The 13,940-nt window shown below is 39.4% G+C and carries 13 protein-coding genes; 8 read left to right on the forward strand and 5 right to left on the reverse strand.

From position 1 onward, the window contains the following. The first annotated feature begins 790 nt into the window (after window positions 1-790). The gene (locus tag WC460_04210) at window positions 791-1,663 is read left to right on the forward strand and encodes a hypothetical protein (protein ID MFA5188538.1); all 873 of its coding nucleotides are present in this window, start codon (window positions 791-793) and stop codon (window positions 1,661-1,663) included. A gap of 1,561 nt (window positions 1,664-3,224) precedes the next feature. Here the strand turns inward: WC460_04210 and WC460_04215 are convergent. From WC460_04215 to rny, 3 genes are all read right to left on the reverse strand, one after another. Continuing rightward, complete coding sequence (locus WC460_04215) at window positions 3,225-3,506, reverse strand: HU family DNA-binding protein (protein MFA5188539.1); 282 nt, start codon at window positions 3,504-3,506, stop codon at window positions 3,225-3,227. Window positions 3,507-3,548: 42 nt separating this feature from the next. Continuing rightward, on the reverse strand, window positions 3,549-4,352 hold the full coding sequence (locus WC460_04220) for a TIGR00282 family metallophosphoesterase (GenBank protein MFA5188540.1): 804 nt from the start codon (window positions 4,350-4,352) through the stop codon (window positions 3,549-3,551). Between the two features lie 136 nt (window positions 4,353-4,488). Beyond that, window positions 4,489-6,012 carry a ribonuclease Y gene (gene rny, locus WC460_04225; GenBank protein MFA5188541.1) on the reverse strand — a complete coding sequence of 508 codons (1,524 nt, stop codon included), beginning with the start codon at window positions 6,010-6,012 and terminating at the stop codon, window positions 4,489-4,491. A gap of 316 nt (window positions 6,013-6,328) precedes the next feature. Here rny and infB point away from each other — a divergent pair, with 316 nt between their 5' ends. Beyond that, window positions 6,329-8,329 (forward strand): translation initiation factor IF-2, encoded by a 2,001-nt coding sequence (gene infB / locus WC460_04230; protein ID MFA5188542.1) that lies wholly within the window; start codon window positions 6,329-6,331, stop codon window positions 8,327-8,329. A 16-nt stretch (window positions 8,330-8,345) separates the two neighbouring features. Here infB and WC460_04235 read toward each other — a convergent pair whose 3' ends face one another. Beyond that, window positions 8,346-8,600, reverse strand: coding sequence for a hypothetical protein (locus tag WC460_04235; protein MFA5188543.1), 255 nt, complete (start codon window positions 8,598-8,600; stop codon window positions 8,346-8,348). A 67-nt stretch (window positions 8,601-8,667) separates the two neighbouring features. On the opposite strand from WC460_04235, the gene trxA reads away from it, so the two are divergent. From trxA to WC460_04260, 5 genes are all read left to right on the forward strand, one after another. Beyond that, window positions 8,668-8,991 (forward strand): thioredoxin, encoded by a 324-nt coding sequence (gene trxA / locus WC460_04240; protein ID MFA5188544.1) that lies wholly within the window; start codon window positions 8,668-8,670, stop codon window positions 8,989-8,991. A gap of 71 nt (window positions 8,992-9,062) precedes the next feature. Then, a complete protein-coding gene (trxB, locus tag WC460_04245; GenBank protein ID MFA5188545.1) occupies window positions 9,063-10,019 on the forward strand; it encodes a thioredoxin-disulfide reductase in 957 nt (318 codons plus the stop codon). Window positions 10,020-10,417: 398 nt separating this feature from the next. Beyond that, window positions 10,418-10,810 carry a CoA-binding protein gene (locus tag WC460_04250; GenBank protein MFA5188546.1) on the forward strand — a complete coding sequence of 131 codons (393 nt, stop codon included), beginning with the start codon at window positions 10,418-10,420 and terminating at the stop codon, window positions 10,808-10,810. A gap of 185 nt (window positions 10,811-10,995) precedes the next feature. Further along, window positions 10,996-11,505: a hypothetical protein gene (locus WC460_04255; protein ID MFA5188547.1), complete on the forward strand. Its 510-nt coding sequence runs from the start codon at window positions 10,996-10,998 to the stop codon at window positions 11,503-11,505. Between the two features lie 39 nt (window positions 11,506-11,544). Further along, entirely contained in the window at window positions 11,545-12,054 is a 510-nt protein-coding gene (locus tag WC460_04260) for a hypothetical protein (GenBank protein MFA5188548.1), read from the forward strand. 89 nt (window positions 12,055-12,143) lie between these two features. Here WC460_04260 and WC460_04265 read toward each other — a convergent pair whose 3' ends face one another. Further along, a complete protein-coding gene (locus tag WC460_04265; protein MFA5188549.1) occupies window positions 12,144-12,785 on the reverse strand; it encodes a hypothetical protein in 642 nt (213 codons plus the stop codon). 205 nt (window positions 12,786-12,990) lie between these two features. On the opposite strand from WC460_04265, the gene WC460_04270 reads away from it, so the two are divergent. Beyond that, the gene (locus WC460_04270) at window positions 12,991-13,668 is read left to right on the forward strand and encodes a hypothetical protein (GenBank protein ID MFA5188550.1); all 678 of its coding nucleotides are present in this window, start codon (window positions 12,991-12,993) and stop codon (window positions 13,666-13,668) included. Window positions 13,669-13,940 lie beyond the last annotated feature (272 nt).

Consider the following 13,940-nt stretch of genomic DNA (forward strand, 5'->3'; position numbering starts at 1 on the left):
GTCTCACCTGCCCACAGCCCATTACTTATTACCTCCCTTTCTTCAAGGGTTAAACGATGATATTTGTTTTTCATAGCAAAACCTTAAATGATTTTAAAGTTTTGCGCTAGTCCTTTGAACCCAGTAGTAGCATGCTTGACAAATATATAAAAATGTGCTATACTATTTAATCAAGCTGATAAAGCACTTTACAATTAGTTGGTAAAAATATGGGGGTAGTAGTTGCATTTGGCAAGCAGATGATTTCCGGCCTCGCTAGAAATTTTCTGCTCTAAGTGTAGCCTGCAGGCCTATGGCCATAAACAGGCGATCCCGTCTTACGGCGGGAAAATACCTCCATATTTTTGCTAATTAGTTAGCACTTTAAAATTTTCAAACTTCTAACAAAGGGCATTTAGAGATCCCATTTAATTAAAATGTACATTTTATACATAGCGGGAATCCTCTAGCCCTTTGTCAGGAGTTTGAAAAAATAATTTTCAAGACAAGAAAGGAGGCATACCAATGCCAAACACAGGAATATATTTTTTCACAGTTGATTCCGACGGTAACCCTGTCTTAACCCCAGTTCCTCAGGGAATTGAGATGACAGATGTTCCCGTTATTGACTAACAAAGGGAGCTTCTCCCCCCTTCATTAGAAGGAGAGAATTAGAAGGAGAGAGCTTGCTCCCTTCTTCATCTCAGGACGGGATAGTCTCAAGTAGATTATTTTGTCTTGAGATGAGGAAAAAAGAGCCTTTGGCTCTTTCAATATATTTGAAAATTTAACCAAACAAAGGAGGAGTAAAATGGAAAAGGAAGGTTTATGGCGGCCATACAGAGTGGACGCACTTTTACCCGAAGCCGAGGAGCTCAAGAACATCTTGGGGCTTAAAGGCCTATTGCACAATTGCGTCTTAACACCGGGTGACAACGAAAGAATTGTTGCGGCAGTCAACGAGCTGGAAGGGACTATGTTTAAGGTGAAACATTTCAGCTTTACGGCACCGCAGAGTTACGTCAATCCTGAAAGATGCAAAGCGTCGCTTCTTTGCACCCCGGGCGGAAACATGTTGCCTGGCCATTCCTATGAAAGGTACGGAATTCGGTACATCTGCGGTCTCCGGCACTTTGTGCTGGTGACAACCAACTGCTTTCGGAACAAGGAAGACGTGGTTACGGAATGGGAAATTTTGTTCGTGACATTCGAAGAGGAAAGCAGATGTAATCACTCAATCAACGTGGTTGAACAATCTTATTTCCTCACCATGCCGACGATTCTCCGCGCCCGCTACACTCTTGGTGAACGGTTGAAAACCCCGCTGCCCAGCTATGAGCAAGTCCTGGACGAGATCACCAAGAAGGTGGCTGGTATAAAGGACGGCAAGGCTCAGGCGATATTCCGGAAATTCGCACCCGCCATGGCTGTGACATACATCAGAGCCTTTGGCGGGGAAGCTGAAATGCCGGAGCGCAATGAAGCCCCCGAAATCATCGAAGAACACCACGCGCAGCCTGCCATTTTGGCTGACAACACGGACAATGTGTCAACGACCAAGGTCAATCCCGAGATTGCCGATATGGAGGCAAAGGCCATGTCCGAGGACAAGAAACTCAGGCGGCGCAGACACCCGAAAACGGAAAACCCCGCAATCGAAGAACGGGTCCCCGCAGCTGCCTAGCGCCCAAAACAGCGCATACAGCAAGGGCGGAACTTACAAAGTTCCGCCCATCCACTCAAAATCACAAAGCAATTTGCGGTTTTAAGTGGGACAACAAAGTCCTAATAAAGGAGGTACTCCGTGCTTAAATTTATTAGATAATAGATTATTAAAAGGCACCAAATATCTTAGGGGAGAGAAACTTCTCTCCCCGCGCCGCCCAAAATTACAAGCAATTTGCAGTTTTAGGCGGGGCTACCGAGTCCTTTAATTTTAAAAAGAAGGGAGGGAGGTAAAATGACAGGCATTGATTACTCGTCGCGTGCCTGGTGTGCCACCGCAGGCAAGAAGAGCCTGTAGGAGCATTCGCGGAAAATTTGAAAGCAAATCGGCGAACAAAGGCGACCCCTGCCTGCAATGAAGCGATGATAAGCAAATTGCTAAGGAGTGTGCAGACGGTAGCATGACCGTCCCAAAGGAACAGGGATCCTTAGGGCTAGACTATCTAGTTTAGCCCATCATACTAAGATCTTAAAATAATTTGAGATTTTAGTAGGATACTTAACGTATCTGTAACATTGAAAATTTTTGAAGAAAGGAGCGAGAAAACTGTGTTTTTTCTCATGCCTGGATCATTTGTGATAGTTTCGGTTTCCCAGAAGCCGTAAATCTCTGGGCTCTGATTTAAATCAGAGAGGTATTAATGCTGCGCCCCGATATTATCGCGTAGCTTAAACCACATATATTCCGCCACTCGACGAATCGGCGGAACACCATAAAATCACAAGTCGTGCCAAAGGAGGAGGAATGCGTCAGCTTTCTCTTTGGGGTTCGCTTTCGTTAACCCCTGCCTAAGAAATTAGGAAAACGAAGGGAGATTGCTGTTTGCTGGCGGAATTATTGCCGGACATAGAAATTTTAATTTTTTCGAGCGGCATGACTACGGCTTAGCCGTAGATAAATTCTGCCAGGCAGATGCCTGCAAAATACACTCGCAGCAATCTCGCAGGCAAACATTCATTTTGACCCGTACGCGCGCCCCGGCACCGCACCCGCAACGATTAACTTAAGCGGGTGGCAAAGCCGGGGCGCAATCGCGAATTGTGCCATCTAGCCAGGACTCAGACAATTATCGACCTGGCAAGGCGCTTTCTCAGCGAAATTCCAACCAAAATTTATATCGAACACGTCGCGAGAGGAGACCCCTCAAATGAAACGGAACAAAGATAGCCCTGCTCACACTTGTGAGCATCTCAAATCCATATGACCGCCGGCACCAACGACGCCGAGAGCCTCAAACTGGCCTAAACATTGTGTTTATGTCCAGAAAAAATAGAGGCTAACCCAGTCTGCCCTGGTTCTAGCCGCACCGTAAAAAAACGATGTTGCAAGAAAAACCGGGCGCATACAAACCTAAATTAACATAGACCCTGGATTAACTAATCCAGGGTCTAATTTATTTAATTAAAAAAAGACAAACCGTCCTTGTGTCATTCAGAGAGAAGCGTGGAATTCTTGAACTAATAGATTATTCGTTTCACTCCGAAAGACGGTTTGTCTTTTTTATTTTGGGGAAGTAGTTTTATTTACCTTTGAGAGCGTCTTTTAAAGCTTTGCCAGACTTGAATTTTGGAATAACAACTTCTGGAATGTCAATTTTTTCATTCGGCTTTTGCGGATTCACGCCTTTGCGGGCATGCCTGATTTTGGCAGAAAAAGTGCCAAAGCCGGTTAAAACAACTTCTTCTTTTCTTTTCAAACTGTCAGTAATAAGCGCCAGCATGCTTTCCAAAACTTCTTCAGCCTGTTTTTTGGTTAGGTTTGTTTTTGAGGCTAAAGCCTCAATGAGAGCGGCTTTATTCATATGGGTTTGAATTATGAATTATGAGATCTGAATTATGATTTATTAAATTGTTACTTCAGTATTAATCCTCTCTATTTTTATAGCTTTTTGGGTTTTGGGATTTATTTCCAGATAAACGCCATTAATCTGGCATAAACCTGATTCTGGAATTTCACCCGGTTCGTTTATTTGGGTTAGATAATTTTTAATAATTATTTTTTTATCCAAGCCAATGACAGAATTTTTTGCGCCTATAAAACCCAAATCAGATATGTAGGCAGCGCCATTATCTAAAATCCGTTCATCAGCAGTCTGTACATGAGTATGGCTGCCGATTAAGGCTGAAACTCTGCCATCAAGATAATAACCCAAGGCTACTTTCTCGCTGGTGGCTTCAGCATGAAAATCCACAATTATGCCTGCTAGTTTGTCCTTTTTGTGGTTCTCCAGGATTTGATTAATGGTTTTAAACGGGTCGTCAAAATCTTCCCTGAAAAATACTCTACCCACTAAGTTTACCACAAGCAGAGTATTTAGGCCAATTTTAACAATTTTTTCACCTTTGCCGGTTGTGCCTTCAGGATAATTGGCTGGCCGCAATAAAGGTGAATCTTTTTTGTTTAATATTGCATAAACATCATTTTTATCCCAGACATGATTGCCAGAGGTAAAAACATCTATGCCAATCTCCTGCATTTCTTTAATCGTTGGTTCAGTCACGCCTTTGCCATGAGCCAGATTTTCAACATTAGCCATAATTAAATCAGGCTGATATTTATCTTTTAAATCAGGCAGGGCTTTGGTTATGGCCTGGCGGCCGATTTTACCAAAAATGTCGCCGAAGAAGAGGATTTTGATGGGAGTCATATGGTTGAAATGACAAATAACCAATAACAAATAACAAATAAATCTCAAATCTCAAATCCCAAATTTTATAGTTTGATTATTGTAATTTGGTATTTGGTTATTATTTGGAGCTTGGTGCTTGTATCTTGAGATTTAATTAACGCGCGTATTCAGTCACTCTCATTTCCCTGATCACATTAACCTTAATTTCACCGGGATACTTGAGTTCCTCCTCAATTTTGTGAGCAATGTCTTGAGCTAATTTGGCAGCGCCTAAATCATCAATTTCATCCGGAGTGACAAAGACACGCACTTCGCGGCCAGCCTGGATAGCATAAGATTTTTGCACGCCAGCAAAGGAATTCGCAACTTTTTCCAGTTCTTCCAATCTTTGTAAATATCTCTCATAAGTATCTTTGCGGGCACCAGGGCGGGCGCCTGAAATAGCATCAGCCACTTTAACAATGATGCCTTCTAAAGTTTTTGGCGCATCTTCATGATGAGCAATACACATGTAGGCAATATCTTCAGGCATATTGAATTTTTTCATGATGTCATAACCAATTTCCGGATGTCCGCCTTTGACTTCCTGGTCAACGGCTTTGCCAATATCATGGAAAAGTCCGCCTTTTTTACAGACAGTGACATTAGCTTTTAATTCTTCAGCCAAAAGGCCAGAAATATGAGCCACCTCTAAAGAATGCAAAAGCACATTATGTCCATAGCTGGTTCTGAATTTTAGGCGTCCCAGAATTTGGACTAATTTAGGATCAATGCCAGTGATTCCCATTTCATATAAGGCATCTTCACCGGCTTTCTTGATTTCAATGGCAATTTCTCTTTTGGCACTTTCAATGGCTTCTTCAATTTTGGTCGGGTGAATACGTCCGTCTAAAATTAAAGCTTGTAAAGCGCGTTTGGCCACCTGGCGTCTAATCGGAGAGAAGCCTGAAATGGTAATGGCCATAGGAGTATCATCAACTACAATTTCAGTGCCGGTTAATTGTTCAATGGAACGGATGTTTCTGCCTTCACGGCCAATGATTCTGCCTTTCATTTCATCATTCGGCAGATCAACTGTGGTAGTTGTTATTTCCTGAGCATGGGAAATAGAACATCTTTGAATGACAAGAGATAAAATATCTTTGGCTTTTCTTTCTAATTCATCTTGCCCTTCAGCCTGCAGTTTTCTCATGCGAGCCAGAATATCTTCTTTAATAACTCTTTCCGTGTTTTCCAACAGCACATCTTTGGCCTGGTCTTTGGTCATTTTGGCGATCTTTTCCAGCTTTTCCATTTGTTCCTCACGAATTTTAGCGACCCTTTCCTTTATTTCTTCCACTTCTTTGGCTCTTTCTAATAACCTTTGCTGTTTGTTTTCTAAATCTAGAAGTTTTTGGTCAAAAATGCTTTCTCTTTTTTCCAATCTTTGCTGTAAATGCGACAAATCAGCGCGTCTTTGCTGTTCTTCACGCTTGGCTTCATCAATAATTTGCAAAGCCTTGTCTTTGGCCTGGAGCAAGATTTCTTTCTGTTTGTTTTTTGATTCATTGATTAAATGTTCAGCCTTGGCTTCAGCGCCTTCTATTTCTCTTTTAGCCAGAAATTTTCTGACAAAATAACCAATAACAAAACCGGCTACCACGGCAGCTGCTGAAATACTAAATGTTAAAAAATCCATATTTTTTCCTATCGGAAAACAGAGAGCGGATTTAAAGGGACATTAAATAAGAGCGATTTTTAAGGGAGAAATCGTCTTGATAGAAGTTTTGACAATAAGGTTTTGTTTATATGAGTTCATGATAATGTATAAATCTTCCTATTTAATACCAATAAATTTATGGTCGCAAATCCAAATCTCTATTTTTTTATTTATTAGTGATTTTAGTTTAGCATAAATGATTTATTTAGGCAAGTCAGAGCTTTAAATTGACTTTTTAGCCTTAAATCTGTATATTTAATGAATAAGCAAATATGAAAAATTTATTTTTTAGCCCATGAATGTTTCAGAATTAGCCAGAAAATTTAAAGTAACTTCAACTGAACTTTTGGATATATTGCCGGAATTTGGTTTTGATATCGGCAAAAGAGCGATTAAAGTTGATAATAAAGTGGCACAAAAGATTATCAAAATGGGTCAGAAAATTCAAGACAAAATATCGGAGATTAAGACCGCCAAAAAAGAAGAATTAGCCGAAATTAAAAAAATTCCCGAAACCGCAGAAGCAATACAGGAAATAAAAATACCGGCGGCTATTACGGTCAGAGATTTTGCCCAGGTCATGAATAAACCCATTAATGCTGTGATAAAGGAATTAATGAAAAATGGCGTCCTGGCTTCTTTAAATGAAAAAATTGATTATGATACAGCGGCGATTATTGCTGATGAATTTGGCTTAAAAATTTCTTTAGCCGCTGATGAAGAAGATCAAGAAGAGGCAGGTGGAAAAATTAAAAATATTTTATCTCAAGAAAAAAAATCGCAATTAAAATCCAGAGCGCCAGTTGTGGTAGTAATGGGCCACGTAGATCACGGCAAAACAAAATTATTGGACACTATTAGAAAAACAAATGTGATGGCTGGCGAAGCGGGCGGGATCACCCAGCATATAGGCGCTTATCAGGTGAAAAAAAAGGGGCATTTAATTACCTTTATAGATACGCCAGGCCATGAAGCGTTTACTGCTATGCGTTCCCGCGGAGCTAAGGTCGCAGATATTGCCATTTTAGTCGTGGCTGCCAATGATAGCGTTAAGCCGCAAACCGTTGAAGCAATTAAAATTATCTCCCAGGCAAAAATTCCCATGATTGTGGCGATTAATAAAATTGATTTGCCGGAAGCAGATATTGAAAAAGTTAAAAAAGATCTATCAACTTTGAATCTATTGCCTGAAGACTGGGGCGGACAGACTATTTGCCGGCCTATTTCTGCCAAGGAAAATATAGGCATTGATGAACTCTTAGATACTATAATTTTAATAACTGAGATGGAGAAAGACAAAATTGTGGCTAACCCAAATAAAGAAGCGGTCGGCACGATTATTGAAGCGCATATTGATCAAGGCGAGGGTCCAGTGGCAACTATTTTAATTCAAAATGGCACTTTAAAATTAGGCGATAATTTATGTATTGAGGAAGCTTTTTTCGGCAAAGCGCGCGCTTTGAAAGATTTTACTAATCAAGACATTGCCGAAGCTTTGCCTTCCACTCCCGTAAAAATAATAGGTTTGAAATTTCCGCCCAAAGTAGGAGATATATTAGAGGTGACTTGTAAGATAGAAAGAAGGCATAAAAAGGTCAGGGGCCAGGAAGCTTTTAGAAGCGAAGCAGTGCGCAAACAGATTTCTAAACGCGCTGAAGAAAGAAATGAAGAAGACCAGAAAAAGTTAAATTTAATAATTAGAGCAGATGTTTTAGGTTCATTAGAAGTTATCAGCGAATCAATTGAAAAAATTGAGTCCAAAGAAGTTAAAGCTGACATTATTTTTAAAGGCCTTGGCAGCATTACTGATGCGGATATTGATTTGGCTTCAAGCACCCAGGCAATTGTTTTGGGTTTTCATGTTAAAGCCACAAGTTTAGCAGATGAATTAGCCAGAGAAAAAAAAGTAGATATAAAATATTACACTGTTATTTATAAATTATTAGATGAAGTCAAAGAAAAATTGTCAGCCTTGCTTTCGCCTGAAATTTTGAGCAAAGAAATCGGCCAGGCAGAAGTTTTAGCAATTTTTAAAAGTGAGTCCAAGAATATGATTTTGGGAGTCAAAGTTTTGGCAGGCAAAGTCTCCAAAGATTTAAAGGCGAAAGTTTTTCGCAAAAATGAATTAATTGAAACTGGCGACATTACTGATGTGCAAATTGGCAAAGAAAGAGTGACTGATGCTATGGCTGGCCAGGAATGCGGGCTTAAATTTGTGGGCAGACCTGAGGTAAAAATTGGCGATCGCCTGGAATTATATAAAGAAGAAGAGATTATGAAAAAAATAGCGACCTAAATATTTTTTTAGATCGCTAAGCCTCGGATTTGCCGGAAATAAATTTAAAGACTGCTGTTGCCAGCCAGATGAAGAATAAACAAAGTAAGGCTAGGCCTGTGCTGATCAGAAAAATAATCAGCAGTATTAGCAGATAATACCCGATGATTGTGGAGATTATTCCAAGTTGGGTCAGAATGATGTAACTTGGAATTCCTACCAAAAGCAATGCCATAAGACAAATGGCCGCTAAGGTTAATTTCCTTAACAGATTAATGGTTTTTGCCTTCATTTAGTCGCCTCCTTTGATTTTTAGTTATAAGAAATATATCATATTTTAATAATTTTGTCAATATACTATGTCTGAAATTAAACTAACCTCAGCAAATTTTGAGGAAGAAGTATTAAAAAGCAAGGTGCCTATTTTGGTTGATTTTTGGGCTGAATGGTGCGGCCCGTGCAAAATGATGGGCCCTGTTTTAGAACAATTAGCCACAGAAATGGAAGGCAAGCCTGTTAAAATAGCCAAATGCAATGTTGATGAAAATCAGGATTTGGCGCAGAAGTATAATATTATGTCCATTCCGGCTTTTAAGATTTTTAAAAATGGGCAGGTGGTGGAAGAATGGGTGGGTGCTCAAACATTGGAGGGATTGAAATCTAAGTTAGAGAAAATAATTTGATAACGGAACCACTGATTTTATTTGTGCAATCAGTGTATAGAATCAGTGGTTCAGCTAACTTTATAAAACTTATGCCAGAACAATACGACCTAATCATCATCGGCGGCGGTCCAGCCGGTTTAACCGCTGGAATTTATGCATCCCGCCGCAATTTAAAAACCCTGATTATTACCAAAAATATAGGCGGTCAGGCCAGTAGTGCCAGCTGGGTGGAAAATTATCCTGGTTTTGACAAGGTTAATGGTTATGAATTAATGCAAAAATTTCAAAAGCAGGCAGAAAGTTTTGGCAGTGAGTTTAAATATGAAGAAATCGCCAAGGTAGAGAAAAAAAATAAGCATTTTTTGGTCAAGACAGTGACCGGCAATGAATTTGAGTCAATCAGCGTAATTTTAACTTTTGGCAAAACCCCCAGCAACTTAAATGTACCTGGCGAAAAAGAATTTACTGGCAAAGGCGTGGCTTATTGCGCGACTTGCGATGGCCCATTATTTAAAAATAAAATTGTAGCAGTAATTGGCGGTGGAAATTCGGCCTTAGAATCTGCTGATTATATGTCTAAAATTGCCCAAAAAGTATTTTTAATACATCGTCGCGAGGAATTTAGAGGCGAAGCGATTTTAATTGATCGGATAAAGAAAGACCCTAATATTGAATTAAAATTAAATAAAACCGTGGCTGAAATTAAAGGCGATAAGTTTGTTCAGTCAATTATTTTAGAAGATGCGAAGACTAAAGCCAAAGAAGAATTAAAATTGGACGGGATATTTGTGGAAATCGGGTATAGCGTTGATGCCAGCGCGATTAAGGATCTGGTTAAAACAAATGAAAAAAATGAAATTATAATTGATGAGGCCTGTCAGACAAGTTTAGAAGGCGTTTTTGCGGCCGGTGATGTGACTGATATAAAATTTAAACAAATTGTAATTTCCGCTGCTGAAGGAGCCAAGGCAGCTTTGACCGCATATAAATATATCCAGGATATTAAAGGGACCAAAGAGGCAATATTTGATTGGGGGAAGAAGTAAACCACGGATTTTTGTTCACGGATTGCACGGATATGAAAAGGTGATAATTTTAACCACGGATTTTGATCACGGATTGCACGGATATTTTGATGCATGAACTCAAAAATTCGGTGCTGGAATGATAGATTTTTTTCTGTTACTGAATTTAAGTACAACCTTTTCTGCCCCCCTCTTTTTTAAGGAGGGGAAAGCGTGGATGAGAATTTTGTAAATTTGTATTTAGATTCGTAATTTCGTAGGGCATATTGACTTTGCCCTTTTTTGTTTTTTTGATAAAATTAAAATGCGAATCTGCGAATTGCCCGAATCTACAAATATGGTTAAGCCAGGGAACTATTTGTAAATTTGTAAAAGATTCGTAATTTCGTAGGGTCTTACGTTTTTTAACCAATCTAACCATGGACGAGCAAGCCAAAGATTTCATCAACAAAGATTTTATCTACGCCATTGTGGGCGCGACAGCCAATAAAAATAAATATGGGCACAAGGTTTTAGTTGATTTAAAGAAGAAGGGTTTTAAAGTTTTGCCAGTTAATCCCAAGTATGAAGAAATTGCTGGTTTGGTTTGTTATCCTGATTTAATTTCTATTGAGGAAAGGCCTGATGTTGTGGTTATGGTTTTGGGCGAGGAAAATGCTAAAAAGATAATGAAAGATTCCATTGATTTAAATTTAAATCGCATTTGGTTTCAGCCTGGCTCTGAATATCCGCCTGCAGTCCAAATGGCCCAGAGCGCCGGGTTTAAAATCATAATAGGCGAATGCCTGATGGCAGAAACAGAAAATTTATAAAAAAAGACAAACCGTAATTTTACAGGCCACTTTAGTGGTCGTACGATGACATGGCCTCGCCAATGCGGGCTAAAGTCATCAGTAATGTAAAAGGTTTGTCTTTTTTAATTTGCACTGTTTGACATTTTCCGAAAACATGCTAAGGTAAAATGAAGTCCTTTTAAAATCACAGAAAGGAGCAGATAATGCAGTGCCCGTATTTGGACAAGCTAGACAAAAGGTTTTTAGTCTATAAGACTAAGAGCTTGTACTTAAACCATTGCACGGCGACTGAATTCAAAAAAGTTTTCGGAGATTTTACTTCTCTCACTTTTAAAAATGAGGAATTTACCCAGTTTACAATAGAAAATGATCTGGGAGAAATGTCTATAATTTTTGACAGTGTTAGCGGGTTGTTGATTTATATCAGTTTGGAATTGTATGAAGACATAGCTTTGCCCGAATTTTTGACCAGATATGGTTATGAGAAGTATGCCTATTTTGAATTCTTAGGCAACAACTATTTAGCTTTTAACCAGAATTTGGCTGTCAGGCTGAGCTTGAAAACTAAATTGGTCGTAAGTTTGTCTTTTGCCAATAGCAACTATGTCCAAAAAGCTGAAACAGAATTTTTTGAAGCAATGAAAAAAGCTTTGGAAAACATGGAGGTTGAGAACGCAGGCGCGCCAAAGGTGATCTGCTTAACTGTCCAGTAAAAGCCCTGTACCACATAGGATGCAAGGCGGGGAGGAATCATGGACTTGCCTTATGTTAAAAACGGAATACTTTTTTTGGAAGAAGAAAAAATCCCAATTGTTGATTGTACTTATCAGCAATTGGTTGCGATCCTAAATGAACCGGAAGAAGCTATTCTAATTGATAATACAAATTGGGCAACATTTTGTTTCCCCAATGATTATGGCACGCTGAAAGCCCATTTTATTCTGCACGATCACAATCTGGAACCCGGAAAAAATGGCGAACAATTACTGGAATTTACCAAAGCAACATTAGCAGAGATATATTTTGAGCTGTACTCTCCAGTGGCCTTGCCAGCATTAAGTGAAAAACATGGCCAGCCCAGATTTCTGCAAAGTAATGGCATAACCTTTGCCGCATTTAATGAGAACTTTTTGGCCAAAATGAAAAATGGCAAGGAAGTTGACTGCCTCTGGTTTTTAAACTTTGAGGCCATGAAAAAAAGCACATTGCCTGATTTTTACAAAGAGCTGCAATTACTCTTTGTTTCCCAATTAATACATTAGCCCCGCGGAGCGAGGCTTTAAACAGTCGTTTTTTTAGGAACTGATTTTCTAAAAAACAAACCCCACCATTAAGGCGGGGTTTTTTCTATTTAGGCGGCTAGGAGCTTTATGGCTCTTTGTCGTTTTTCATTATCCAGATCATATTTGTCGTCATTGACAATGGCTAGGAGTTCTTTGGGATTGCTTTTTGCAAGGCTGAAAATGCAGGAATCGATCTGTCTGATCATATCATAATATTCATAGCCACTATATCTTCCTTTATAACATGCTTCAACGAGTTTTTTCAGAAAAATGAGTTCTTTGATGGTGTTGGCTTTTTTTAGCCATTTTTCAAAGTTGCTATTTAGCTCATTTGTTACAGAAGACCTATCGTAGCCACCTTGCTTTTGCGATAATTTTTGGAGCTGTACCAATTCTTGGGGCGATTCCAGCAAATGGCAAGCACGTATAAAAAGTATTTCCCACGGCCAATCGCGGGTTCTCCTTTTTTTCATCGCTATTATTAGTGCGGCGAAGTTGAAGACATTATTAAAGATATAGTCATGCAAAAACGACTCCAGCTTTTTAGAGATTTCATAAAAACCTTTTTTTTCGGCCAGGAAATAAACTTCTATTTTCTCGCTGAGTGAAAGGTTTTTAAAAAAAGGATTGGTTTTGCCTTTCTGAAAGGCAACCAGGCCTGCCAAGATTTTGCCTTTTTGTTTTTCAAGTTTTTTTAAATCAATTGCCATGATTTACCTCCTGAATTGATTTTTTATTACCTTATCATTTTGGCTGACTTTGTCAAGAAGATAATGGTTTTTAGTGCAGTTGAAAAATTTTTATATAGGTAACAACAATTGACAAAATAATTTTGATTTGTTAATAATTAATTATTAAATCCTGATAATTAGTCAGTGAAAATGCCGGTAAGCTAAAAATACAAAAGGAGGATGTATGCCAAAAAACGAAATTGACGGCTACCCTGACGGCTTTCGTATACGTTCAAGGCAAGAGCAGGTTGAAACTCTGCTTAGTCATTTTTCAAACCTTGACCCAAACCATATTGAAGAACTGGCCAAAGGCAATTTGCCTGAAAGTGCTGAAGGCTGGGCAGTGATACCTAGTCCAGGAAAAATTGCCCCGACATACTTTGAGGCGCTGAAAAAGATACTTGAGCATATTCCGGAAATTAGCGGTTATTGGAATTGGCGCGAAGAATTAGTCAAAAATCAACAGCATTTGGAACTAGTTTGGAAGACCAAGAAAACACATGATTTTCTGATGGCTAAACAGCCTGGGGATTTTTGGGTCTTCCCATTCCAGTTCGGCAAAAATTGGCCTTGGGTGCTCACGCCATTCTGTGAGGTTAAACGTACCATGCGTTTTGCAGATAATGAATTTGGTTTCGGACCGTACGAATTGGCAATTTTGATGCTGACTCACCCCGACAGAATAACTGGTCCATATCAGCAGTATGTTTACAGCGCCGGTTGTGAACATAAAAATAAGGCTGGTTTTAATTTCAGTTTTGGCTTTAGCTGGAGTTATGGCTACGAAAAACAGACCCTGCAATATGGTATGAGCAACCGGGTTGAGGAGTGGGGAGATGTCACTGGCTTTCTCTCCCCGTGAATTTTGGCCTTGGCTTGCCTCGGCAAAGCGGGCCAACCGAAGTTGGCTTTGAATCCTAAATAATTAGCGATTCTATTGTTGGCTACGGTCAACGATGGATGGGGCTTGAGATACTAAATCTTGAGCCCCTTTTAAATTTGACCACGCCCTTCGCGAAGAGCGTGGTTGAAAAATTTTTAGTTTTAGCGTAAAATTTGGTTATGGTCAAATGGCCAATAAGCCATTAGGCATTAGCTATATGAAATAAATTTTCCAAGAACTTATGCCCAATA

The sequence above is a fragment of the Patescibacteria group bacterium genome (assembly GCA_041651155.1).
In the GTDB taxonomy this organism is placed as follows: domain Bacteria; phylum Patescibacteriota; class Patescibacteriia; order CAIXNZ01; family CAIXNZ01; genus JAPLYF01.

Coding starts and splice junctions, on each gene's coding strand:
- WC460_04210 (MFA5188538.1), top strand. CDS start 791: ATGGAAAAGGAAGGTTTATGGCGGCCATACAGAGTGGACGCACTTTTA.
- WC460_04215 (MFA5188539.1), bottom strand. CDS start 3,506: ATGAATAAAGCCGCTCTCATTGAGGCTTTAGCCTCAAAAACAAACCTA.
- WC460_04220 (MFA5188540.1), bottom strand. CDS start 4,352: ATGACTCCCATCAAAATCCTCTTCTTCGGCGACATTTTTGGTAAAATC.
- rny (MFA5188541.1), bottom strand. CDS start 6,012: ATGGATTTTTTAACATTTAGTATTTCAGCAGCTGCCGTGGTAGCCGGT.
- infB (MFA5188542.1), top strand. CDS start 6,329: ATGAATGTTTCAGAATTAGCCAGAAAATTTAAAGTAACTTCAACTGAA.
- WC460_04235 (MFA5188543.1), bottom strand. CDS start 8,600: ATGAAGGCAAAAACCATTAATCTGTTAAGGAAATTAACCTTAGCGGCC.
- trxA (MFA5188544.1), top strand. CDS start 8,668: ATGTCTGAAATTAAACTAACCTCAGCAAATTTTGAGGAAGAAGTATTA.
- trxB (MFA5188545.1), top strand. CDS start 9,063: ATGCCAGAACAATACGACCTAATCATCATCGGCGGCGGTCCAGCCGGT.
- WC460_04250 (MFA5188546.1), top strand. CDS start 10,418: ATGGACGAGCAAGCCAAAGATTTCATCAACAAAGATTTTATCTACGCC.
- WC460_04255 (MFA5188547.1), top strand. CDS start 10,996: ATGCAGTGCCCGTATTTGGACAAGCTAGACAAAAGGTTTTTAGTCTAT.
- WC460_04260 (MFA5188548.1), top strand. CDS start 11,545: ATGGACTTGCCTTATGTTAAAAACGGAATACTTTTTTTGGAAGAAGAA.
- WC460_04265 (MFA5188549.1), bottom strand. CDS start 12,785: ATGGCAATTGATTTAAAAAAACTTGAAAAACAAAAAGGCAAAATCTTG.
- WC460_04270 (MFA5188550.1), top strand. CDS start 12,991: ATGCCAAAAAACGAAATTGACGGCTACCCTGACGGCTTTCGTATACGT.